This is a genomic window from Phycisphaerae bacterium, from assembly GCA_017999985.1.
Taxonomy (GTDB): domain Bacteria; phylum Planctomycetota; class Phycisphaerae; order UBA1845; family Fen-1342; genus JAGNKU01.
Genome location: JAGNKU010000001.1, coordinates 345,570 through 368,340, shown reverse-complemented (window position 1 = coordinate 368,340; position 22,771 = coordinate 345,570). Strand labels below are relative to the sequence as shown.

Annotated in this window: 24 protein-coding genes and 1 pseudogene; 13 read left to right on the top strand and 12 right to left on the bottom strand. The window is 67.9% G+C overall.

Annotation, left to right across the window (positions count from 1 at the left end):
- Nucleotides 1-2 precede the first annotated feature (2 nt).
- The 7 genes from KA383_01465 to gcvT form a co-directional block, all read right to left on the bottom strand.
- Nucleotides 3-1,316 carry an aminotransferase class III-fold pyridoxal phosphate-dependent enzyme gene (locus tag KA383_01465; protein MBP7744769.1) on the bottom strand — a complete coding sequence of 438 codons (1,314 nt, stop codon included), beginning with the start codon at nt 1,314-1,316 and terminating at the stop codon, nt 3-5.
- Complete coding sequence (locus KA383_01460; protein ID MBP7744768.1) at nt 1,313-2,083, bottom strand: glycosyltransferase family protein; 771 nt, start codon at nt 2,081-2,083, stop codon at nt 1,313-1,315. The genes KA383_01465 and KA383_01460 overlap by 4 nt, the downstream gene beginning before the upstream one ends.
- The gene (locus KA383_01455) at nt 2,080-3,120 is read right to left on the bottom strand and encodes a Gfo/Idh/MocA family oxidoreductase (protein ID MBP7744767.1); all 1,041 of its coding nucleotides are present in this window, start codon (nt 3,118-3,120) and stop codon (nt 2,080-2,082) included. The genes KA383_01460 and KA383_01455 overlap by 4 nt, the downstream gene beginning before the upstream one ends.
- Nucleotides 3,117-3,800: a class I SAM-dependent methyltransferase gene (locus KA383_01450; protein ID MBP7744766.1), complete on the bottom strand. Its 684-nt coding sequence runs from the start codon at nt 3,798-3,800 to the stop codon at nt 3,117-3,119. Before KA383_01450 ends, KA383_01455 begins: the two co-directional genes overlap by 4 nt.
- A complete protein-coding gene (gene pseC / locus KA383_01445) occupies nt 3,790-4,986 on the bottom strand; it encodes a UDP-4-amino-4,6-dideoxy-N-acetyl-beta-L-altrosamine transaminase (protein MBP7744765.1) in 1,197 nt (398 codons plus the stop codon). Before pseC ends, KA383_01450 begins: the two co-directional genes overlap by 11 nt.
- Nucleotides 4,958-5,956 (bottom strand): UDP-N-acetylglucosamine 4,6-dehydratase (inverting), encoded by a 999-nt coding sequence (pseB, locus tag KA383_01440; GenBank protein MBP7744764.1) that lies wholly within the window; start codon nt 5,954-5,956, stop codon nt 4,958-4,960. Before pseB ends, pseC begins: the two co-directional genes overlap by 29 nt.
- 335 nt (nt 5,957-6,291) lie before the next feature.
- Complete coding sequence (gene gcvT, locus KA383_01435) at nt 6,292-7,380, bottom strand: glycine cleavage system aminomethyltransferase GcvT (GenBank protein ID MBP7744763.1); 1,089 nt, start codon at nt 7,378-7,380, stop codon at nt 6,292-6,294.
- Between the two features lie 318 nt (nt 7,381-7,698).
- On the opposite strand from gcvT, the gene KA383_01430 reads away from it, so the two are divergent.
- Entirely contained in the window at nt 7,699-8,082 is a 384-nt protein-coding gene (locus KA383_01430) for a DUF1801 domain-containing protein (protein MBP7744762.1), read from the top strand.
- Nucleotides 8,083-8,183: 101 nt separating this feature from the next.
- Here KA383_01430 and KA383_01425 read toward each other — a convergent pair whose 3' ends face one another.
- Both KA383_01425 and KA383_01420 read right to left on the bottom strand, forming a co-directional pair.
- Nucleotides 8,184-8,666: a DUF1579 domain-containing protein gene (locus KA383_01425; GenBank protein ID MBP7744761.1), complete on the bottom strand. Its 483-nt coding sequence runs from the start codon at nt 8,664-8,666 to the stop codon at nt 8,184-8,186.
- A 152-nt stretch (nt 8,667-8,818) separates the two neighbouring features.
- Nucleotides 8,819-9,010, bottom strand: a complete 192-nt coding sequence (locus KA383_01420) for a helix-turn-helix transcriptional regulator (GenBank protein MBP7744760.1) — start codon at nt 9,008-9,010, stop codon at nt 8,819-8,821.
- A gap of 172 nt (nt 9,011-9,182) precedes the next feature.
- Between KA383_01420 and KA383_01415 the strand changes: the two genes are divergently transcribed.
- From KA383_01415 to KA383_01405, 3 genes are all read left to right on the top strand, one after another.
- A complete protein-coding gene (locus KA383_01415) occupies nt 9,183-9,761 on the top strand; it encodes a hypothetical protein (protein MBP7744759.1) in 579 nt (192 codons plus the stop codon).
- 70 nt (nt 9,762-9,831) lie between these two features.
- On the top strand, nt 9,832-10,044 hold the full coding sequence (locus tag KA383_01410; protein ID MBP7744758.1) for a hypothetical protein: 213 nt from the start codon (nt 9,832-9,834) through the stop codon (nt 10,042-10,044).
- A 230-nt stretch (nt 10,045-10,274) separates the two neighbouring features.
- Entirely contained in the window at nt 10,275-11,066 is a 792-nt protein-coding gene (locus KA383_01405) for a hypothetical protein (GenBank protein MBP7744757.1), read from the top strand.
- A gap of 239 nt (nt 11,067-11,305) precedes the next feature.
- On the opposite strand, the gene KA383_01400 is transcribed toward KA383_01405, so the two are convergent.
- A complete protein-coding gene (locus KA383_01400) occupies nt 11,306-11,782 on the bottom strand; it encodes a DUF1801 domain-containing protein (protein ID MBP7744756.1) in 477 nt (158 codons plus the stop codon).
- A 226-nt stretch (nt 11,783-12,008) separates the two neighbouring features.
- On the opposite strand from KA383_01400, the gene lysS reads away from it, so the two are divergent.
- Nucleotides 12,009-13,664: a lysine--tRNA ligase gene (gene lysS / locus KA383_01395; protein MBP7744755.1), complete on the top strand. Its 1,656-nt coding sequence runs from the start codon at nt 12,009-12,011 to the stop codon at nt 13,662-13,664.
- 76 nt (nt 13,665-13,740) lie between these two features.
- Nucleotides 13,741-13,934: pseudogene (locus KA383_01390) on the top strand (type II toxin-antitoxin system HicA family toxin).
- Here KA383_01390 and KA383_01385 read toward each other — a convergent pair.
- Complete coding sequence (locus tag KA383_01385) at nt 13,931-14,152, bottom strand: type II toxin-antitoxin system HicB family antitoxin (protein ID MBP7744754.1); 222 nt, start codon at nt 14,150-14,152, stop codon at nt 13,931-13,933. The pseudogene KA383_01390 and the gene KA383_01385 overlap by 4 nt on opposite strands.
- A 267-nt stretch (nt 14,153-14,419) precedes the next feature.
- Here KA383_01385 and KA383_01380 point away from each other — a divergent pair, with 267 nt between their 5' ends.
- The 3 genes from KA383_01380 to KA383_01370 are packed head-to-tail and all read left to right on the top strand — an operon-like array spanning nt 14,420 to nt 18,373.
- Nucleotides 14,420-15,931: an ATP-binding protein gene (locus KA383_01380; protein MBP7744753.1), complete on the top strand. Its 1,512-nt coding sequence runs from the start codon at nt 14,420-14,422 to the stop codon at nt 15,929-15,931.
- A gap of 50 nt (nt 15,932-15,981) precedes the next feature.
- Nucleotides 15,982-17,631 (top strand): ABC transporter permease, encoded by a 1,650-nt coding sequence (locus KA383_01375; protein MBP7744752.1) that lies wholly within the window; start codon nt 15,982-15,984, stop codon nt 17,629-17,631.
- Nucleotides 17,624-18,373, top strand: coding sequence for an ABC transporter ATP-binding protein (locus KA383_01370; protein ID MBP7744751.1), 750 nt, complete (start codon nt 17,624-17,626; stop codon nt 18,371-18,373). Before KA383_01375 ends, KA383_01370 begins: the two co-directional genes overlap by 8 nt.
- Before the next feature lie 29 nt (nt 18,374-18,402).
- On the opposite strand, the gene KA383_01365 is transcribed toward KA383_01370, so the two are convergent.
- A complete protein-coding gene (locus KA383_01365; GenBank protein MBP7744750.1) occupies nt 18,403-18,672 on the bottom strand; it encodes a hypothetical protein in 270 nt (89 codons plus the stop codon).
- 136 nt (nt 18,673-18,808) lie between these two features.
- Here KA383_01365 and rnpA point away from each other — a divergent pair, with 136 nt between their 5' ends.
- From rnpA to KA383_01345, 4 genes are all read left to right on the top strand, one after another.
- Complete coding sequence (gene rnpA, locus KA383_01360) at nt 18,809-19,198, top strand: ribonuclease P protein component (GenBank protein ID MBP7744749.1); 390 nt, start codon at nt 18,809-18,811, stop codon at nt 19,196-19,198.
- Nucleotides 19,199-19,229: 31 nt separating this feature from the next.
- On the top strand, nt 19,230-20,375 hold the full coding sequence (locus KA383_01355; protein ID MBP7744748.1) for a glycosyltransferase: 1,146 nt from the start codon (nt 19,230-19,232) through the stop codon (nt 20,373-20,375).
- 78 nt (nt 20,376-20,453) lie between these two features.
- Entirely contained in the window at nt 20,454-21,227 is a 774-nt protein-coding gene (locus tag KA383_01350) for a glycosyltransferase family 2 protein (GenBank protein MBP7744747.1), read from the top strand.
- The gene (locus tag KA383_01345) at nt 21,203-22,771 is read left to right on the top strand and encodes a hypothetical protein (GenBank protein MBP7744746.1); all 1,569 of its coding nucleotides are present in this window, start codon (nt 21,203-21,205) and stop codon (nt 22,769-22,771) included. The genes KA383_01350 and KA383_01345 overlap by 25 nt, the downstream gene beginning before the upstream one ends.

Here is a 22,771-nt window from a genome sequence, read left to right as displayed (position 1 = left end):
GGTCAGGTCAAGCGCCGGAAGCCGGATTGGGCCACCGGTCCCTTCAACATCTGCGTAATGCGGTTGCGCTCGATCGCCTGCACCAGCACGCCGAACACCTCGTGCACGGTGGCGAGATAGGCGTCCACATGCTCGGTCTGGTGCGCATACGTGGCGTAGAAGCTGTCGCCGGCGAGATAGCCGCGCGCCAGCAGCTCCTGCGTGAACAGCGTGCTCAGGCCGGCGCTCTGCTCGTGCTCGAACGACAGGTGCGCGAGCGGTGGCAGGCCACCGACGCGGATTGCCAGGCCGGCTTCGTCTGCCACGGCGCGCCAGCCCGTCTGCACGCGCTGGCCGATGCGCACCAGGTGACGGCCGACATCGCAGCGCCGGTGCTTGCGAATCGTGGCCAGGGCGGCGACCGGGCCGATGCGCTCGGTCCAGTACGTGCTGCTGATGAACGTGTCCTGCGCGGCGTCCATGGCCGCGGCTGTGCCAATCACTGCCGCCATCGGATAGCCGTTGCTCATCGCCTTGGCGAAAACCGCGATGTCGGGGCGGACGGCGGATTGCAGGTGGATTCCGCCGGTGTTCACGCGCCAGCCCGCGGTGATCTCGTCGAAGATGAGGACCGCGCCGCAGGCGGTCGCCAGTTGCCGCACCTGCTCCAGAAATCCCGGCTCGGGCGCGTGGCCGCGCTGCGGCTCCATGACGATCGCGGCGAGCTGCGGCCCGTGCTCGGCCACAATCGCCGCGAGTTGTTCGCCGTGGTTGTACTCGAACGCGTGCGTGGTGCCGGTGAGTCCGCGCGGGACGCCGGCGGGTGCGAGACCCGGCAGCAGGTGGCCGTCAAGCGTGCGGTCGCAGGCGAGATTGGCCGACAGATACCAGTCGTGCCAGCCGTGATAGCCGCAGAAGGCGACGTGGTCGCGCCCGGTCCCCGCCCGCGCGATCCGCACGGCCATGACCATCGCTTCGCCGCCACCGCGGGCAAACCGCACTTTGTCCGCCCATGGGTGCAGCTCGCAGAGCAGGTCGGCGAGCTCCACCTCCTCGGGGCAGTTCAGCGTGGACATCGTGCCGGCGTCGATGGCGCCACGCACCGCCGCGTCGACGTCGGGATCGGCGGCGCCCAGCACGCAGGCACCGATGCCGTTGGTGCCCATGTCGATGTAGTGGCGGCCGTCGAGGTCCCAGACCTCCACGCCGCGCGCCCGGCTGTAGTACGCCGGCCACTGCCCAGGCAGCATGAGTTCCGGGCGCTTGGAGAGCAGTTGTGTGCCGCCCGGGATGCGCGCCTTCGCGCGGATGTAAAGCTGTTGCCCGGCACCGCTCATGGGGTGGTGCTCCGTTCGATCCTGCGGTCCTCGCGCAGTGACTTGGCGTAGCCTTCGTTCCGCGTGAAGCCCTGGTTGATCTGCGCGAGTTCTGGGTGCGCGGCGAGCAGCTTCTCGACCGCCGCCAGGCCGAACGGACCCGGGCCGCAGTGCTCATAGACCGCCCGCACGAACGCGAGGTCTTCCGGCTCGTCGACCGTCCAGCGCCAGGCCGAGCGATCGTGCGTGTGCCGGACATTGCTCAGGCGGAACAGCTCCGGGTGATCGGTGATGTACGACGTGACGTGCTCGCGCTGCGATTGCCACTCGGCCTCGCGCCAGGCGCGCTCCAGCGCGGCGCGGCTGAAGACCTCGGTGTCGAGCCCGTCGGGATACGTGCATTCGAGCGTGTTAGACACATAGTCGCATTCGCCCCCGTGGAACACGCGCACGACACGGTCAATCACCCTTGGATCGAGCAGCGGGCAGTCCGCGGTCAACCGGACGATCACATCGGCGCTGAAGCGCTCGGCGGCGCGCCAGTAGCGATCCAGCACGTCATCCTCGCTGCCGCGGAAATAGGGCACGCCCAGACGGTCGCACAGAGCCGCTAGCTCGTTGTCCGCTGGATTCAGCGTGGTCGCAATCACGGTTTCGGTCAGCGTCTGGGTGCGCCGGGCGCGGGCGATCACGTGCGCCAGCAGCGGCTGTCCGGCGATGTCGGCCAGCACTTTCTGCGGCAAGCGGGTCGAGAGCATGCGGGCCTGGATGATCGCCACGGTTCTCATGCGGAAGCCCTCCAGCCGCTGCGCCGCGCCGCCAGGGCGATTTCCAGCGGAGCGATGGCGGCGGTGATCGGATTGCACGAAGGCTCCACGCCGCCCGCCGCGCGGAGGAAGTGCGCGAGCTCGATGATATACATCTGATTAAGCCCCCAGTCGTGCGGAGGCGCGAATTGTTCGGCCAGTTGCCCAGCGGGTCCGTAGCGCAGCACGCGGCCATCCTCCTCGTCCCAGTAGAGCGTGCCTTCCGTGCCGATGAGCTGGCACGTCCGGCGATAGTCGCGTTGGATGAAATTCAGGTGCACGCCGCTGATGGCGCCGCACTCGTGGCGCAGCACCAGCTCGCATACGCCGTCGGTCTCGAGGCCGAGCGAGCGTGCGGGTGCGGCGCATGCGCCGGCCAGCGTCGCCGGACCGAGATACCAGAGGGCGAGGTCGAGCTCGTGGATGCAGTCCAGCACGGCGCCGCCGCTGTCCGGGTCGGCGCTGTACCCGCGGTGATAGTTCGTGGCGGGGTGCCAATTGGGCAGGTATGAGCCGGTTTGCAGGCGGGCGGCGAGCACGTCGCCGATCGCGCCGGCATCCAGTAACCGTTTCATCGTCGCCGGCCCGAAGTGAAAACGCATGTTGCAGCCGACGAGCGTGGTGACCCCGCGCCGCGCCGCGGCATGCTCCAGTTCGCGGACGCCAGCGAGCTGGTGCGACAGCGGCTTTTCGATGAAGACGTGGCAGCCGTGTTCGACCGCCGCGAGCGCCAGCTCCACGTGTGACGCGGTCGGCGTGGCGATGATGACCGCCTGCGGCGGCCAGGCCCACGCCGCGTCGAGATCATCCACGACGGTCATGCCGGCAGCCCGCGCGCGGGCGCGGTCCACGTCGAACACGCGGACATCGCCGACTTCGAGCGCGCCCAGGTTCGCGATATGCCGGCGGCCAATCGAGCCGCAGCCGAGCACGAGCACGCGGGCGACCCCCCGCTCCTTCGCAGGACGGGGGCAGGCGGAGGGTTTCGCATCCAGCCGTGCTTCGCACGCCTTGCTCATGGCTGCTCCCGCCGCCGTTCCGCGTAGTTGCCCTGCAGCGACTTCCGCAGCAGCCAGGTCGCGACGCGGTCATCCTCGGGGACATCCGCCCGCAGGTCATGATCGGCGTGGTCGCCACTCAGCATCGCGACCGGCTGGTACAACCCCGACGCCCGAAACACAATCCCGTAGGCCTGCTTGTACGTGTACACCGCCTGGTCTGGCAGATGGTGATACGGCACGCGCGTTGGCCGGGCGGGATGGAAATCCCCGAGCAGCAGGTAGCCGCCGTCGGCGACCAGCCGGTCGATCTCGCCCACCGATGTGAGCAGCCGCGTGCGATCCACCCAGTGCAGCACGAAGTTGACGATCACCAGCTCGAACGTGCGGTGCAGTGGGATCGCATCCGCCGTCGCACGGATGAACTGCACGTCGGGGAAGCGGGCCTCGCCATCCCGAATCGCGGCGGCAGAGGCTTCGACCGCGACGGCGTCCCGCACGCCGCGCGCCGCCAGGGCCGCCACGCGGAAGCCGTTGCTCGCACCTATTTCGAGCACGGAGCGCGGCTGCAGGTTGTACAGCTCGATGAGCCGGAGCGGGAAATCGTGCGCGACGTCGCAGCGCGTCAGGCTCGCGCGGTTGCGTTCGAACCAGCGATCCCCCTCGGTCTGGGCGAAGATCGCGACCTGGTCAACTGGCATCGCCACTCACCACCGCGCGGAAGGCCGCAATCACGTCGGCGACGTCCGCGTCACTCATGGCCGGGAAGATCGGCAGGCTCAGCAGTTGCTCGTACGCGGCCTCGGCGACCGGGCAGGTGCCGGGGCGCCAGCCGAAACGCTCCCGGTAAAACGGATGTAGATGGACTGGGATGTAATGAACGTTGACGCCGATGCCCGCGGCCCGCAGCGCCTTGAAGGCAGCGGCGCGCGGCACCGGGCAGGCGTGCGGGTCCAGCCGGACGACGTACAGGTGATACGCGTGCGACACGTCGGGCCGCACGGTCAGCGGCCGCACGGCGTCCGAGTCGGCGAACGCGTCAGCGTATTGCTGTGCGATGGCCTGGCGGCGGGCGATCCAGGCATCCAGGTGCGTCAGTTGTTGCAGCCCGAGCGCGCACTGGATGTCGGTGATCCGGTAGTTGTAACCCAGATCGACCATCTCGTAGAACCAGTCGCCCTGCGCACTGCGGTCGTGATGGTCGGTCGTGATGCCGTGATTGCGAAAGCGGCGCATGCGGCCAGCGAGGTCCGCGTCGTCCGTCGTGATCAAGCCGCCTTCGCCGGTCGTGATGTGCTTGACCGGATGGAAGCTGAAGGTCGTGAGATCGCCCAGGCTGCCGACGGGCCGGCCGCGATACAAGCCGCCCAGGGCGTGGCACGCGTCGGCGACCAATGGCAGACGGCAGCGCTGCGCCAGCGCACGCAGCCCTTCGTAGTCGCACGGCTGGCCGGCATAATCGACGGCCACAATTGCCCGCGTGCGCGTGGTCAGCCGCTCGGCGGCCTGGTCCGGGCCGAGCAGCAGCGTGTCGGGGTCCACGTCCGCGAACACCGGCGTGCCGCCCTGGAAGACGACGGCGTTGGCGGTCGCGGCGAAGGTCAGCGTGGGGACGATCACCTCGTCGCCCGGCCCGATTCCGAGCGCGTACATCGCGGCGTGCAAAGCGGCGGTGCCGCTGCTGACCGCGACGGCGTGCGCGGCCCCGACGCGCTCGGCGATGGCTCGCTCGAACGCGGCGACGCGCGGCCCGGTGGTAATCAGCGGGTCGCGCAGCGCGGCGGCGACGGCGGCGATGTCGTCGTCGTCGATGTGCTGCCGGCCGTAGGGCAGCAGCGTGCGGCGGGCGGCGCGGCGCTCAGGCGGGGCAAGGTTCGGCGACGCCATCGATCATCTCCAGGATTTCCGCCGACGTCAGCCAGCGCTGGTTCGTGCCGCTGCAATAAGCGAAGCCGTCGGGCAGTGCGCGGCCCTGCTGTTGCCAGGGACGCGCGAGCCAGGGTTGATCGGACGGGAGGATCACGTAGCGGTCGCCGACGTCGCGGGTGACGCGCGCCTCATCCTCGGAGACGAGCGACTCGTGCAGCTTTTCGCCGGGGCGGATGCCGATGCACTCGATCTCGGCCTCGGGGGCGACGGCCTGGGCCAGGTCGACGACTTTCATGCTGGGCAGCTTGGGGATGAAGACCTCGCCGCCGACCATGCATTCGAGGCACGAGACGACGAAACGGACGCCCTGATCGAGTGTCATCCAGAAGCGGGTCATGCGTGGGTCGGTGACGCTGATGCGGCCGTTGACGCGCTGCTCGGCGAAGAGCGGGACGACGCTGCCGCGACTGCCGACCACGTTGCCGTAGCGCACGCACGAAAAGCGCGTGGCGGGCGCGCGGTTGTAGTGGTTCGCGTGGACGAACAGCTTCTCGGCAACCAGCTTCGTGGCGCCGTAGATGTTGAGCGGGGCGGTGGCCTTGTCGGTCGAGAGTGCGATCACGCGCTGGACGTGGTTGTCGAGGGCCGCCTCGATCACGTTGGCCGAGCCGTTGATGTTCGTCGCGACCGCCTCGATCGGGTTGTATTCGCAGGCGGGCACCTGCTTCAACGCCGCGGCGTGCACGACGACATCGACGTCCTGCATCGCCCGGCGCAGCCGGTCGCGGTCGCGCACGTCGCCGAGGAAGTAGCGCATGCTCGGGTCGTCGAAGCCGCTGGTGCGCATGACATGCTGTTTCCACTCGTCGCGGCTGTAGACGATCAGCTTGCGCGGATGGTACTCGGCGAGCATGATCTCGACGAATTTCTGGCCGAACGAGCCGGTGCCGCCGGTGACCAGGACGGTTGCGGTGTGCCAGTCGAACACGCGCCCTACCTCACATACCGCGGGCGATCGGCGGGTGGAGCGTGAGCGGCGGCCGGAGAGCCGCGCGCCCGCTTTCCCGCGTCCGGATCGTCCGCGCAGGGGTCTTCGTGCGAGTTCTATCGGAACCGGGCGCGCGGGGTCTGAAGCGGCGCGCGGGGGCCGAGCGGCTCGCGCCGTCCGCGTAATGGGCGGCGCAGAATGGCGGCGCAAGAGCTGCGCCAGGCTTCTCGAAGAATGGGGCGGGCGTCCGTGCCCGTGCGGCAAGCGCGAAGCCCGCAGGCAAGCACGGCGGCCTGTCCTACTGGAAACACGCGTACCGTATTGCGGGGCGGGCGCTACTTCTTCAGCTTGTAGAACGGGAGCGGGGTCACCTTGGCCGGGCTGCGGTTGCCGCGGATGTCGATCTCCAGCCGCGTGCCGGGTACCGCCAGGTCGGCCCGCAGCAGGCCCATGGCGATGTTCTTGTCCAGCGTCGGGCTTTGCGTGCCGCTGGTGACGACGCCAACTTCCTGGCCGGCCTGGAGGATTGGCGCGCCCTGGCGGGCGATGCGCTTGCCGTCGAGCTCGAAGCCGGTGATCTTGCGGCGCGGGCCTTCGGCCTTGATGCGCTTCAGCACGGTGGCGCCGATGAAGTCCTTGGTCAGGTCCACGGCCCATTCCTGGCCGGCGGTGAGCGAGTCCCAGTCCTCGGTCAGCTCGTGGCCGTAGAGCGGCATGCCGGCTTCGAGCCGCAGCGTGTCGCGGGCGCCCAGGCCGGCGGGCTTGATCGGCCGGCCGAGCTGCTCCGCGCGCTCGATCAGCATGCGCACCGCCATCAGGGCCAGGTTGCCGGGGATGATGATCTCGACGCCGTCCTCGCCGGTGTAGCCGCTGCGGGCGACGAAGTACTCCACGCCCATGACGTTGCCGGTCTTGAAGCGGTAGCGCTTCAGGTCATCGAGCGGGAACGGCAGGAGCTGGCCCATCGTCTCCAGCGCTTCGGGGCCCTGCAGCGCGACCATCGCGGTCTCGAACGTGCGGTCGACGATCTCGACGTTGAAGCCCTGCCGCTGCCGCTCCCACCAGCCGAGCAGCTTCTCGCGGTTGGACGCGTTGCAGACGACGAGGAAGTGGTCCTCGAACTTCGAGACGATCACGTCGTCCAGAATGCCACCGTCGTCTTTGCACATGTGGCTGTAACGGCACATGCCGGGGGTCGCGGCGGCGATGTTGCGCGTGTTGAGCCGCTCCAGGAGCTTCTCGGCGTCGGGCCCGCGGAACTCGACGCGGCCCATGTGCGAGACGTCGAACAGGGCGCAGTGCTGGCGGCAGTAGTTGTGCTCTTCGATGATGCTCGTGTAGATGACGGGCATTTCCCAGCCGGCGAAATCCACGAGGCGGGCGTGACAGTCGCGGTGATAAGTGTTGAGCGGCGTTTGCAGCATGTCTGTGTTTTCCCAGGTTCCGCGGGTCGGGGCCGCCGCGGCGGGCGTCCGATCGCGACCGTGCGACCAGCCCAGCGCGTGCCCGCCCGAGCGAATAGGATACCACAACCGCCCGCAGGCGGAAACGGCCGCAGTGCAGGCGGGCGACCGATGGCCGGAATCACGGTGGTGAAGTCAGAAGTAAGAAGTCAGGATGCCCCGCGCCACGCCGGTGACATCCGGAGTGGAACCCGGCCCGGCGGCGGGCTACGATCGCTTGGACGGGCCGTTGGCGGCGATGCCAGCGCACAGCCGCCTGCATACGCAGGAGTTCAAGCCATGGCCGCCCAAGCGAAGACCCGAGCCAAGACCATTGACGAGTACCTCGCCGCGTTGGGGCCGGAGCAGCGTGCCGCGCTGACGAAGCTGCGCAGGACGATCCGGGCTGCGGCGCCACGGGCGGAGGAGTGCATCAGCTACCAGCTCGCGGCGTTCCGGCGGAACGGCATGCTGGTGGCGATGGGGGCGACCGACCGCCACTGCGCGTTCTATCTGGTGAGCGCGACCACGCTGGATCGTTTCAGGGACGAGCTGCGGGACTACGACGTCGGCAAATGCACGATCCGCTTTCCGCCGGACAAGCCGCTCCCGGCCGCCCTGGTGCGGAAGCTGGTCGAGGCACGCCTGGCGGAGAATGCGGCGCGGCGCGGAGCTTCAACATAGCGCGATACACAGCTGCGCCTCTCGGCAGCGGTCAACCCCTTTTGCGCCAACCCTCGCCCGTGGCCGACTCCAACGACATTCGCCGCGCTTGTGGCGTCCGATTACTTCTTCCGCCGGTAATGCGCAGTCATGAAACGCTGCCACTGGCCGTCCTCGCCGAAGATGTGCGAGGTCAGCGTGCGGTGATCGTCGCTCTTGAATTCGATCACGTCCTTGTACTTTGCCAGCTTGCCCTCGGCGGCCATGTTGGGGCCTTCGGCACTGAGTGTGAGAATCTTCTCTGTCGCGTCCAGCTCGCCGTCGTACACCCACAGGTACGTCATCATCGAGCCGATCCAAGTGCCCACGAAGCGCCGCGTCCGCGGGTCGTAGCCGAGTGTCATCAGCATCGTCGCGGTGCCGTCGCCGGGCATCTCGCCCGTGCCATCGCACAGTACCCAGAGGTCGCCAAGCGAGCGCACGCTTTCAGAGCCGGTGCTCTTCATCGGCGGCTGGTCCGGCCCCATGGTGCATTCGCTTTCGTAGGTCCATTTGCCGACCAGCTTCTGCAGCCAGTGGTGTTCCTTGCGCGGTTCTGCTTGCATTGGTCGCTTCCTCCCGAACAGCGGATCGGATGTTCGATCCTGTCGGTCACCTGATCCTCGGCCCGCGGTCTGATTCTATGGTGCTCGTTTCTCCGGCAGCGCTCGAATTTCCGCACCCAGCTGCGCACCGGCGCCAATTTCCGGGGATTGAGTCAATACAAGCATTGTTGGCCCTGCTTCTGCGTTGTTGCCCGGGCAACCTGCCGTAGCACGCCGAGGTGATTCGACACGGCGGGCTGCGGAGAACGCAGCGTCCGCTCGAGCGTCCCGACCGTGTATGCCAGCCCACCGGCGAGGCGCCCGATGATCACGCGCCGCCGGAATTCGGCGATGGCGTTGCGCACGTCGGCAGTCGTCGCGGCTCGGATGGTGGAACACCGCGCGGTTTGACACGCGCGCGTCCAGGAGCCATATCATTCCTTCAGTTGGAGTGAACCGCATGGCCAGAAGGACATCTCAGAAGTCGGCAAAGGTCGCTGATTGGCCGTAAGTCATTCCTCGCCCGGCGACCGCGGCATGACAATCGATCAACTCCCCACTTTTACGATTAACCGACTAGAGCACGGCCGAGCAATCGGCACGTTCGACAAGCCGCTCTGGATCGGTGAGCGGCACTTGGGGGACTTGCTGTTGCCGGATGAACAATTCGTCAGCGGCCGGTTCGTGAATGTCGATCTGCAGTCCCACTCCGCTGCTTTTGTCCCGACGGCAGCCGAGGACATCAGTAAATTGCTGCCTGGTATGACGTATTCCCGTTTTGATGGCTACTGGGGGGAGCGTGCCGCCCTGGTTCTTGACCGTCAGCGACGTTGGAGCCAGCGGGTGTTTGAACCTGTCGACGCAGTGACGTTCAAGCGCCGTAGCGTCACGTTAGTCGGCAAGGTGACGAATCAGAACCTGCCCGAGGGCGGCAGGGTCATCAAAGGCGGCTGGGACCATGAGCACTGCAGTATTTGCTGGGAAACGATCTCCCCACAGACCGATCCGATCGCGATGTTCTCGGAGCCGGACCACTGGGTTTGCCGCAAGTGCTATGAGAACTTTGTCGTTCCACGTTCGCTCGACTTCATTTACGTGAAGGATTCCGGCCACTGAACGGTTTTGGGTTGGCGAGTGACAACATGCCCTTCGAGGTCGAAGTCACCGAGGTCCTGGAGTGAACGTCATGGCCAGAAGGACATCTCAGAAGGCGGCGAAGGTCGGTCAGCGTTCGCCCGCCGTGGCGGGCGGCGACAAGGCCGCCGCCAAGCGGTTCGCTGCGCACGCGGTCAAGCCGCGCAAGGCGGTCGCCGAGTTGCCCGCCCGCGCGCCCGCGAAACGCAGCGCGTCGGCTTACGCCCATTCCATCCAGAACATTACCGACACGCCGCGCCGCTGATACGAGGTATCCTCGCCAATAATCGGGCGCCGCGCAGAAGTCACTGGCGACCGTCCGGCGGACTCACGCTCGATCCGAAGCCGGCTTGGGTTTCGGCAGGAACCGCCCCCGCAAATTGAACATCGAATGTTCAAATTGCACGAGCCGCATTTGCCGCCAAGCGCGCGCCGAGTAAGTGGCGGGAGGGATGCGACGCGTCCGCGTTGACGTTGCGCTCGCATGGGGTAACCATGTTCATTGTGCTTCGGCACTTCCCGCACAAAGGAGCCCCCATGGCTACATCGCGTTCGCGTTCCAAACGGCCGGCTTCGAAGACGTCTCGCACCAAGCGTGCCAATCAGAACCCCGCACGCCAGCGCGGGGCCGCTCGGCCCGCCACCGGTGCGGCGGGTTCGGTCAAGCGGTCGAAGTCGTCTTGGCCGAAAGCCGGCAAGCGCCCTGCGCCGCGCGCGCTGCCGCCGGCACGCGTCGCTGCGGCCGTCGCGACCATGTCCGCTCCGTCGGGCACCGCCCGGTTCGGTGCCGGCAAGGTGCTGTGCGTCACCGCCGCGAAAGACCCCGCGCACGTCTATCCCCACTTCGACGCCTTCGCGGCGCTGCTCAACAGCGACAGTAAAGTCGTCCGCTGGAACGCTCTCCAGATCATCGCCGCGCTGACCCCCGCGGATAGCGCCCGGAAAATCGACGCGCTGCTCGACACCTACCTCGCGTTCATCGCCGGCGGAAACCTGATCAGCGCCGCCAACGCGATCGGCGGCGCGGGCCGCATCGCCGCCTGCCGGCCTGACCTGCTCGACCGCATCATCCCCGCGCTCCTCGCGACCGAGCGCGCCACGTACGAGACGGATGAATGTCGAAACGTCGCTCTCGGCCACGTGCTGAGAGTCGTCGCGGACCTCGGCCCCGCCGTGTGCAATCGCCCAGATGTGGCTGCGTTCATCCGCCGTCAACAGGCCAATCCGCGCGCCCCCGTCGCCCGCCACGCCAAGCGCCTGGCCGCCGGGCTTTCCCCGGGCGCGTAAGTCCTCAATGCCGGTGGCCGTGACCGAGGGTCTGTGCCTGCCGGGCGCTGGTATCAGACTACCTTCACATTTAACTCGCGGGGTGGGGCTTGAATCTCGCGACCTTGCGACCCGCCCCGACTGCCCGGTTACCAAGGGCGACGGCGGAGGCAACGGCGCATATCCCTCGTGCGGCGACATCAATCCGTTTGTCGCGCCGCTCTCGGGAGGACGTCGATCGTCGGCAGGGCATGCGCCCGCTACGACTTTCCGCGTTTGGCTCCGCCGCCCTTGATGGCCGACTCATAGTAGGCGATGAACTTCTCGACCGGGACGCGGGCTACGGCCGCGCCGATCACTTCGAGCGGCAGATCGTCGAGCTTCTTGAACCGCACGCACGATTTACCCATGTCGAGCTTCTTGCCGGTCTTGGCCCACGCTGCCCGGAACCAAGCCTCATGCTCGGGGTGGCCGTACACGCACATGAGGTGGACCGACATGTGGTTCTTCTGCGACGCGAGGCCAGCGAAGGGCAGGGGCTGTTTCGGGTCGCAGTGGTACCCGGGCGGATAGACGCGGTGCGGGACGTAGTAGCCGATCATGCCGTACTGCATGCCCTCTTCGTAGCCGTCGCCGAGGTTCGCTCGAATCACGTCGCGGACCGCCTCGAGCGCGGCCCGGCGGTCGGCAGGCAACTCGGCGAGGTACGCTGCCACGGTCTGAGTTTTGCTGTGCATTGACGGCTCCTGGAGCCTGGCTGCCATCGGATGCCGGGCGGATTACCTGAACGGCCCGCAACGGACTACGGGACTATAGCGCGGCCGGCCGGCTTAGCGGCACCGCTCGAGGGCGGTGGCACCGGTCGGCCGCCGCGCGGCGCCGCGTCAGAGTGACGGCACACTGGTTTGGCAGAAGGACAAATGCTCCCGCTGGCAGCGGGAATGCGATATAGTGCCGGGCCTTATGAGTGACCAGATTACCGACCGCCGAGCCAAGCTGGAGAAGATTCGGGCCCTGGGCGTGGACCCGTACGGGGCACGGTTCGTCGATATCACGCCGAACGCCGTCATCCGGGCGGCGGCGGAGAAGTTACCGCTGGAGGCCGGGCAGATTCGCGCGGAGGCGGATGCACATTTTCGCGCCGCCGGCCGCGTGGTGCTGTACCGCGACATCGGCAGCCTGATCTTCATGACCGTGCGCGACCGGACGGGCGAGCTGCAGTTCGGGCTGAGTAAGAAGATGCTCTTGGAAGCCACGCAGCCACGTAGCCACGAAGCTACGCAGGGGAGCGACGGAGGGGGGCCTGCGCCCGCTGCGGGCGACGTGCAGTGGAAAGTGGCCAAGCTGCTGGATCTTGGCGATGTCGTTGGCGTTGAGGGACAGCTCGGGCGGACCAAGACCGGGGAGCTGACGCTGTGGGCGCGTTCGCTCACGCTGCTGAGCAAGGCCCTGCGGCCGCCGCCGGAGAAGTGGCACGGGTTGACCGATGTCGAAGCCCGCTATCGCCGGCGATATGTGGATTTGCTGAGCAACCCAGATTCGCAGCGCGTGTTCCTGTTGCGGGCGCGGATCATGGACCATGCCCGCGCGGTGCTGGCGCGGCGCGGGTTCATCGAAGTCGATACGCCGGTGCTGCAGCCGATCTACGGCGGGGCGGCGGCACGGCCGTTCATGACGCACCACAACACGCTGGACATGGATCTGTACTTGAGGATTTCGCCGGAGCTGTATTTGAAGCGCTGCCTGGTTGGCGGGCTGGAGCGGGTGTACGAGTTCGCGCGCTGCTTCCGCAACGAGGGCATCAGTCCGCGGCACAACCCCGAGTTCACCATGCTGGAGCTGTACCAGGCGTACGGCGATTACCACGACATGATGGACATCACCGAGGAGATCTTCGCGGGGGCGGCGAAGCTGGTGGCGGGGACGTACCGGATAGCCACGAAGCCACGCAGCCACGAAGCCACGGAGGGGGCGGGTGCGGCACGGACGGGCGAAGCTGCTGCTGAGCCGAGCGGCGAGGCCACTCGGGAGGGCGAGGCTCCCGCCGAGCCGGTCATCGACTTCACGCCGCCGTGGCCGCGGCGGAAATACGCCGACCTGTTTGCGGAGTACGTCGGCTTTCCGTTGACGGACGTGGCGGCGGTGCGGCAGCGGGCGCGCGAGCTGTTCGCGACGAAACAGCTTACGCTGGACGAGCGCAAGGCGGACGACGCCATCGTGATCAATGCGCTGTTCGAGCATTACGTCGAGGCGCACCTGGTGAACCCGACGTTCGTGCTGGACTACCCGGCGCCGCTGTGCCCGCTCACGAAGCGCGACCCCGGCGACCCAAACGTGGCGCTGCGGTTCGAGGTCTTCGTGAACCGGATGGAGCTGGGCAACGCGTACAGCGAGCTGAATGACCCGGACGTGCAGCGGGCCACGTTCAGCCGGCAACTCCGCGGCGAAGAGGGGGAGACGATGGCGGTCATGGATGAGGACTACGTCGAGGCGCTGGAGTGCGGTATGCCGCCGGCGGGCGGACTGGGTATCGGCATCGACCGCCTGGTGATGTTGCTGACCAGCAGCCCCAGCATTCGGGACGTGATCCTGTTCCCGCTGCAACGGCCGCAGGCGTGAGGAGTTAGTCAGACGCGTGCAATTCTGTTGGTCGTGATGCTCCCGCGGGATATGACGCGACGGTGAGGTCGCCGGCGTGAAGCGGCAGAAGCTGATCCAACACCTGACGGCCAATGCCTGCGAACTGCTGCGCGAGGGCAAGAGACACTCGATCTACCTCAACCTGGCAACCATCAGACCGCGCCGGTACCGCGACATCCAGACATTGACTCGCGGCTTGTTCGAATGATCTGCAAAGAACTAGGGATTGAGCCGCCCGCCGAGCGCTAGCTCGCGAGCGGAACGCTTTCGACTTCGGAGGATGCGGTCCGGTCACGCAGCGCCGACTCGCGCCGGGCCGCCATCAGTTCAGCCAGCGCATCGATGACGTTCGCGCGTGCTTCTTCTTTGGTTTGTCCCTGGGAGAAGGCGCCAGGAACCTCTGGGATGCTGGCGATCCACCAGCCTTGCTCGCCACGCTCGAAGATGATGGTCAGCTCTGTCGGCATCGTTGCTCCTAGTCCATTATACGACAGACCGCGTGCGCAGGAACAGCCGTCACGCGGCTCGGGACGTCGGCGCCCGATAATGAGTCCGCCCGGTTGCCGTGCACCTCGTTGTGCACTCACCCGTACGCGCCGCCGGGTGACCGTTCACCGGTTACGGCCGTCGTTGGACCCCCGCCCCGCCCCGCCGTATAACATGCCGCCGAGTACGAGCCGTTTCTGGAGCTTCGAAGGCCCTGCGGTAGCGGCCGAAGGGTGGAGGAGTCGCGCGTGCCCGGGAAGCGACCGCGACAGATGACCTTTCGGGATCTGCTGGTCTCACGGGGACTGGAAGCCACCGTGCGCGCCGCGAACCCTTGGTGGCAGGGTGAACGAATCGTCGATCTGCCGCCAGTCCGGCGCTGGGCGTTCGGTTCGGTTTTGAGTGGTCTCACGAAAGGTCTGACGCCGGCCGTAGTGCTGCGCGGTCCGCGGCAGGTGGGTAAGACCACTCTGCTGAACCAAGTGATTCATGCGCTGCTGGACGACGGCATCGATCCGACCCGGATTTTCCGCGTGCAGTTCGACGACTTGCCCGACCTGCGGCGCCTGTCGATGCCCATCATCGAAATGTGCGGATGGTACGCCGAAAGCGTGCTCGGCATGTCCCTGCATCAGGCGGCGCGGACGGGCCAAAAGGCGTTCATCTTCCTGGATGAAGTGCAGAACCTCCGCGACTGGGCTCCGCAACTCAAGAGCCTGGTTGACCTGAATCCGCTGCGGGTGCTGGTGACCGGAAGCTCGGCGCTCCGGATCGAGGCCGGCCGTGACAGTCTGGCTGGCCGCGTGACGTCGATCGAGATGGGGCCGCTCTTGCTCCGGGAAGTCGCGCAGATTCGGTCGTTCGGGCACCTCCCGGCGTTCCTGCCCGAAAACGGGCTCTCACCGTTGCGCGACAAGACGTTCTGGACCGGCCTGCGTGATTTCGGGCAGCAGCAGCGCGACCTCCGAATGCAGGCCTTCGAAGCGTTCTCCGCCCGCGGCACCTATCCGGTGGCCCAGGCCCGCGCGGACATGCCCTGGGAACGCGTCGCTGATTTCCTCAACGAGACCGTCATCCGGCGCGCCATCCAACACGATCTGCGCATGGGACCGCGCGGCCAGAAGCGCGACGAAACCCTGCTCGCGGAAGTCTTCCGGCTCGCGTGCCGTTATGCCGGTCAGTCCCCCAAGCAGGCCCTCTACCTGGAGGAGTTGCGGCAGGCGCTGCACGCCAACATCGGCTGGCAACGCGTGCTGGCCTACCTGCGCTTTCTGGACGGCACCCTGCTGGTACGCCTGATTGAACCATTGGAGCTACGGCTGAAGCGCAAACGCGGGCCGTCCAAGCTCTGCTTGTGCGACCATGCTTTGCGCGCTGCCTGGCTTCAGGAGGTTGTGCCGCTGGCGCCTGCGACGCTCGAGCAGCACCCACATTTGGCTGATCTGGCCGGCCGACTCGCAGAGAGCACGGTCGGATATTTCTTCCGGTCTATCATCGGTCTCGATGTGGCGCACTTCCCCGAGCGCGGGCCTGAACCGGAGGTCGATTTCGTGTTGACGGTCGGTGAACAGCGCATCCCGGTGGAGGTGAAATACCGCCGCCGCATTGACCACGACGACACCCGCGGCCTTCGGTCATTCATCGAGCGGGCCCACTACAACGCGCCGTTTGGCGTGATCGTCACGCTACTGGACGAGCCGGCCACCGACGACCCCCGCATCGTGTCCGTGCCGCTGTCGTCGCTCTTGCTGTTGCGCTAGCCGCTAGCCCCGTTGGACCCCCGCCCGGCCCCGCCGTATAACATCCCCCCGTGTATAAGCTCTTCCTCACCCTCCGCTACCTCCGCAAACGCCGCATCGCGTATTTCGCGATCGCAGCGGTGACGCTGTGCACCGCCATGGTGCTGATCGTCATGTCGGTCATGGGCGGCTTCCTGGACCAGCTCAAGCTCAAGGCCCGCGGGTTGCTCGGCGACATCATCATCGACAACCGCTCGTACAGCGGCTTCCCGCTGTACGAGGAGTTCATCAGGGACATCTCCGCCTGGCCCGAGATCGAGAAGGCGACTCCCGTCCTGTACTCATACGGCCTGCTCCGTTTTCACGGCACACCGCAAACCAACACCGTCCGGGTCGTCGGCCTGCGGCTGGCCGAGGTCTACGAGATCAACGCCTTCAAGAGCGGGCTGTACTACGAGCGCCACTACCCCGGCACAACCATGCTGGCGGAGCAGCAGCAGCCGCTGCTGGGATTCGACACGAGCGCGCCCCTGATCGAGTGGCGCGACGAGGAGGACCGCGTGCTCGGCCAGGGGCCGCGCCCGCTCCTGCCGCCGGACTACCAGCAGGCCCTGGTCCGCAGCAGCGCCGCGGGCGTCGTGGACGACGAGTCGCCGGCGACCGACTGGACCGCGACCTGCCGGGCGGCGAACCTGCCGTTGATCGTTGGCCGGTATGAGGTGGTCCCGGGCGCCGGGCCGCCGGAACTCGCCGGCGACCCGCTGCCCGGCTTGATCATCGGCCGCGACATCCTCGCGAAGCGGCTGCCGGACGGCCGCTACCAGCGCTACTGGCACTACCCGCGCGGCTGCGTCGTGTCCGTGACGCTGCTGCCGGCGTCGGAGACCGGCAGCATCGACACGCCCGTGAAGCCGCTGTTCCGCTACGCGGACGATTCGCGCACCGGCATTTACGACATCGACTCGCAGCACGTGTACTGTGACTTCGATCTGCTCCAGCGGCTGCTGCAAATGGGCGCGGCGGAGCGCGTGGACCCTGACACGGGCCGCGTGCTCGGCACGGTGCCGGCCCGCTGCTCACAGATCCAGATCAAGATCAAGCCCGGCGTGGACGCCTCTGCCCTGGCCTATCGGCTGCAGCAGCACTACCACGGCTTCGTCTCCGATGCGCGCTTTCAGGAGCGGCTCAGCCTCAGCGACATGCAGCTCATCGGCTACATCGAGGGGATGACCTGGGAGCAGTCGCAGGCCCACATGATCGCCCCGATCGAGAAGGAGCGGAAGCTGGTGACGATCCTGTTCGCCATCATCTCGCTCGTCGCCGCCGTACTGGTGCTGTGCATCCTCTACATGATCGTGCTGCAGAAAACGCGCGACATCGGCATCGTGAAGGCCATCGGCGGCTCGTCGGGCGGCGTGGCGCTGATCTTCGTGATCTACGGGGCGGCGGTGGGGCTGGTCGGCAGCACGCTCGGCTCGGTAATGGGTTACTACTTCGTCCGCTACATCAACACGGTGCAGGACGCCCTGATCGCGCTGGACCCGCGCTGGCAGGTCTGGGACCGCTCCGTGTACACCTTCGACATGATCCCCAGCACGGTGCGCGTCGAAGACCTGGTCACCGTCGTCGCGGTGGCGGTCCTGACGTCGACGCTCGGCTCGCTGGCGGCGGCGTGGCGGGCGGGCGGCATGCAGCCGGTGGAGGCGATGCGCTATGAGTAGCCCGCTGCTCAGCGCCGAGGGCATCCACAAGACCTACACCATGGGGCGGGTACGCCTGCAGGTCCTCCGTGGCTGCAACCTCCGCGTCGCGGCCGGCGAGTTCGTCGCCATCATGGGCAAGTCCGGCAGCGGCAAGAGCACGCTGCTCCACATCCTTGGCGCGCTCGACGTCCCGCAGCACGGCGAAGTGCTCTTTCAGAACATGCCGGTCTTCGCGCCGCCGCGCGAGCGCTGGTTCTACGCCACGGCGCTTGACGTGCTCTCGTCCTACGAGCGCCGCCGGATCGCGTTCCGGCGGCACGCGTTCGGCTTCGTGTTCCAGTTCTACCACCTGCTGCCCGAGCTGGACGTGCTGGAGAACGTCCTGCTCACGCGGATGGTGGGAACCAGCCTGTTCGAGTGGTTTCGCAAGCGGGCCGCGGCGCGGCGCGCGGCGCTCGCGGTCCTGCAGCGCGTTGGCCTGCAGGAGCGGCTGCGCCACCGGCCAGCCGAGCTCTCGGGTGGCGAACGGCAGCGCGTGGCCATCGCCCGGGCGCTCGTGCACGGGCCAAAGATCCTGTTCGCGGATGAACCGACCGGTAATCTCGACGCGGCCGCCGGCGCCGAGCTGATGGCGCTGCTGAAGGGGCTGCACGGCGAGGGTCAGACGATCGTGATGGTGACGCACGATGCGGGAATCGCCGCCCAGGCGGATCGCATCCTGCGACTCGAAGACGGCGTGCTCCGGCAGGTCCAGCCCTGAAGGAACCGCCCCGCGGCGACCGCGAGATGCTATTCCGGGCCCGCCAGGGCGTGCGCGATGCGCCCGAAACACCGGACCAGCCACACGACGGAGCTGACCGCCAGCACGCCCCACAACACCGTACCCACCGCGAGTACGATGTCCGCTGGCAGCCCCCACCAGCCCAGCCCGGCCCACTCGACGTACGGCGGCGGTCGGAAGATGCCCAGAGCCACGACTCCCAGCGCCGCCCCCAGGAGCAGGAGCAGGCAGAGCGCTGCCACAAGATGGGCCGCTGCGTAAAGGAGTCGACCGGTCACGTGTGTCGTCCGTTCAGGTGCGCCACCGACGCGGTGGCGGCGGCATTGTAGCACAGTCGCCGTCGCGTTGCCGCTGCGCGGGCCCCGCTCATAGAATGCGGGCTACGTCTCGGTCAGAGCGCCCCGGATCGACCCCATGACGCCCGAGCCCCACCCCACGCCCGCCCGCCCACGGTGCTACCGCTTCCAGCGCCACCTGCGCATCACAAGGCACAGCGAGTTCGAGCGCGTCATGCGCGCGGGGCGACGGGGGACCGACCGGGTGCTCACGATGTGGGTGTTGCCGAATGACCGGCCGCATCCCCGGCTGGGCTTGGTCGTGGGGCGCAAGTGCGGCTGCGCCGTGCAGCGCAATCGCTGGAAACGCGTCCTGCGGACGGCGTTCCGGCTGTCGCAATACGATCTGCCGGCGGGTTTTGACATCGTGTGCGCACCGCGCGCGGGCGGGACGGCGGACCTAGCGGCTTGCACGGAGGCGCTGGTTCGGTTAGCAGAACGGCTGGCACGGCGGTTCTCCGAGACGTAGCGCCGCGCCGCCGGCAACGGAGCAGAGGGCGTTGGCCACACAGGGTCCCATCCTGGTTCTCACCGCATCCGCCGGCGCCGGGCACCTGATTGCCGCGGAGGCCCTCGCCCACGAGCTGCGCGCGCAGGCGCCGGGCGTCGCGGTCGAAGTGCTCGACGTGCTCTCGATCTCGAATGTGGTATTTCGCCGGCTGTACGCCGGGGGCTACCTCGGGTTGGTGCGGCACGCCCCAGCGGCGATGGGCTGGCTCTACGATGCGATGGATCGGCCCAACGGCTACATCCAGAACTCGGTCCGTATCTGGATCCAGAACTTCAACAAGCTGCCGACGGTGCGATTCGTGCTGCAGCGGCGGCCGCGGCTGATCCTGAACACGCACTACCTGCCGGCGGAAATCGTCGGCCAGATGCGCCGCGCGGGTCAATTCGAGTGCCCGCAGGTCACGATCACGACCGACTACGAGACGCACCGTATCTGGGTGCAGTCGCCGACGGAGCGCTACTACACCGCGACCGAGGATGGCAAGGCGTACCTGGTCACCGCCGGCGTGCGGCCGGAGCAGGTCCTGGTGACCGGCATTCCGGTGCGCCCCGGTTTCGATGCGGAGCTGGGCGTGAACGCGGCGCGGCAGCGCTGCGGGCTCGACGCCGGCCGACCGGTCGTGTTGCTCCTGTGCGGCGGGTTCGGCGTTGGGCCGATCGGCGAATTGCTGCACGAGCTGATGCACATGCCCACGGATGCGCAGGTGGTGGTGATCGCTGGCCGCAACGAGGCGCTCCGCGCGCGGCTCGCCGAACAGGCTCAGGCGGGGCCACCCCGCGTGCGCGTGGTCGGCTTCACCGACAAGATGCACGAGTGGATGCAGGCGGCCGATGTCGTGGTGACGAAGCCTGGGGGGCTGACCGTGGCCGAAGCGCTCGCGTGCGGGCTGCCGCTGGTCATCGTCAACCCGATCCCTGGCCAGGAGACGCGGAACAGCGACTACCTGCTCGAGCACGGCGCTGCGATCAAGGTCAACAATCCCCGCCTGCTCGGTTACCGGGTAGGCAAGCTGCTGGCGGACACCGCCCGCCTGCGGGGCCTGCAGCACGCGGCCCGGGCGATCGCCCGCCCGCACGCGGCGCGCGACATCGTCGCCGACGCCCTGCGTCTGCTCCCCGTTCCACACGCCGTTTGACAATGGCCAGCGGCCGGCAACAATCCACTGTGGGTCGCAGGGCGTTGCGGCCGCGGGCCGGCTTGTGGAGTGCGGTGGATGAGATTTCTCGTAGCCATCCCGGTGTACAACGAGGAGCGTTACCTGCCGGGCGTGCTGACGGCGGTCCGCCGGTACACCTCCGATATCCTGGTCGTGGATGACGGCTCGACCGACGCGACGCCGGCGCTGCTGCGGCTGGAGCCGGGCGTGCGCGTCATCACGCACCGCGAGAATCGCGGGTACGGCCGGAGCTTGATCGACGCATTTGCGTTCGCGGACCGGCACCGGTACGACTGGGTCATCACTATCGACTGCGACGAGCAGCACGAGCCGGCGCAGATTCCCGAGTTCATCGCCCAGGCCGGGGCGGGCGGCGCGGACATCATCAGCGGCTCGCGCTACCTGCAGGCGCGGCCGGATGACGACGCGGCCCCGCCGGACCGGCAGCAGATCAATTTCACGATCAACCGCGTCCTGCGCCAGGTGCTGGGGCTGGCGCTGACGGACTCGTTCTGCGGGTTCAAGGCCCACCGGGTGGCGGCGCTGCGGCGTCTGCGGCTCGATGAGCCGGGCTATGCCTTTCCGCTGCAATTCTGGGTACAGTGTGCGCGTGCCGGGCTGCGCATCCGCGAGCTGCCGGTCCGGCGGATTTATCGCGACCAGAGCCGCGAGTTCGGCGGGACCCTGGACGACCCGGCTGCCCGCTTGCAGCACTACCTGACGGTCTTCGTCCGCGAACTCGGGCGGGCGGGGGCGCAGTGCCCCTGCCGGATCGGGTTGCCGTGGCACGCAGACACGTTGGCCGTATGTCGTTTGCCGCAACACGACTGATTCGTTACGACCGTTTGCAGACGCCGCCGGAACACTTGGCGGTGCTGGTGGAGCCGCCGGCGGCGCAGTTGCACGCGCTGCTGGCGGAGCCGCCGGCCGCGCGGCTCGCGGCGGTGCCGCTGCTGGACACGACGCTGGGGGCCGGTCGCGCCGCGTTGCGGGCGGAGCTGGGGCTGTCCGGCCCGCTGATCCTGACGGGGCACCAGGCGGAGTTCTTTCACGCCGGCGTGCTGGCAAAGACGATCGCGGCGCACGCGCTGGCGGCGCGCCTGGGCGGGCAGGCCGCGTTTCTCACGGTTGATTCGGATGTGCCGAAGACCGCGCAACTGGCGTTGCCGCAGACGACGTCCCGAGGCCTGCGGCGGGTCGACGTGTCAATCCCCGGCTGTGACCCGCAGCGGGATTTCGAGTCGCAGCCGCGGGTCTCGCGCGCGGACTGGCTGCAGTTCTTCGCCGGCGTCACCTCGCTGCACGAGTTCGGGCAGCACTCGCTGTTGCCGACGTTCGCCCGGGCGTGGCTGACGACGCCGGACGCGCACCCGCTGTACTGTGACGCGCTGGCGCGTGGGCACGCGGCGGCGGAGGCGGCGCTGGGCCTGGACGGGGTCCGCGAGTTGCGCATGTCGCACCTGTGCGCGACGCCGGCCTTCCGGGCGTTCGTGGCGAGCCTGTTGCTGGACGCGCACCGTGTGATCGAGCACTACAACGCGGCGCAGGCGGCGTACCGTGCGCGCCACAAGGTCCGCGCGCGCGGCCGGCCGGTGCCGCCGCTGGTGGTGCACGACGAGGCAGTGGAGTTGCCGTTCTGGCTGGGGCGGGCCGGTGAGCCGCGCCGCCGGATGTTTGTCCACAGGCAGGGCGCGCGGCTGACGCTGCGTGCCGACCAGGAGGTCGTTGACACCTTGGCGTGCGAAGCGCTGGCGCGGTTTGCGACCCACGCGGAGGCCTGGCCGCTTGAGCGCGCGGGCTGGCGCATTCGGCCGCGGGCCCTGGCGCTCTCCGCGTTCGCCCGGCTGTTCCTCGGCGACCTGTTCATCCACGGCATTGGCGGCGCGAAGTACGACGAAATCATGGAGGATTTCGTCGGCGCCTGGCTGGGCGTCGCTGCGGGCCCCGCGTGTTGTGTCAGTGCCACCCTGCACCTGCCGTTGCCCCGGCACGGTATCCGGGCCGCCGATTTGGCTGCCGCGCGCCAGCGGAGCCGCGACCTCCGCTACAACCCGCAGCGTCACCTCCGCGCGGTACCGGTCGAACTGCTGGACCAACGGAGCGAGCTGGTGCGTCTGTCCGCGGAGCGGCGCGCCCGCCAGCCGCGCGACCGGGCCGGCCGGCGCGTGCTGTTTCGCGAGCTGCGCCGCGTCAATGAGCAAATGCTGGAGACCGATCCATGGCGCGTCGCGGAATACGACCAGCGCGTCCAGACGCTGGAGAGCCAGTGGCGGCTGGACCGGATCGCACTCGACCGTGAGTACTTCTACGCGCTGCACCCCCGCGAATCGCTGGTCGCGCTAATCACGGCCCTGCGCCAGGCACTGGCCGAGTAG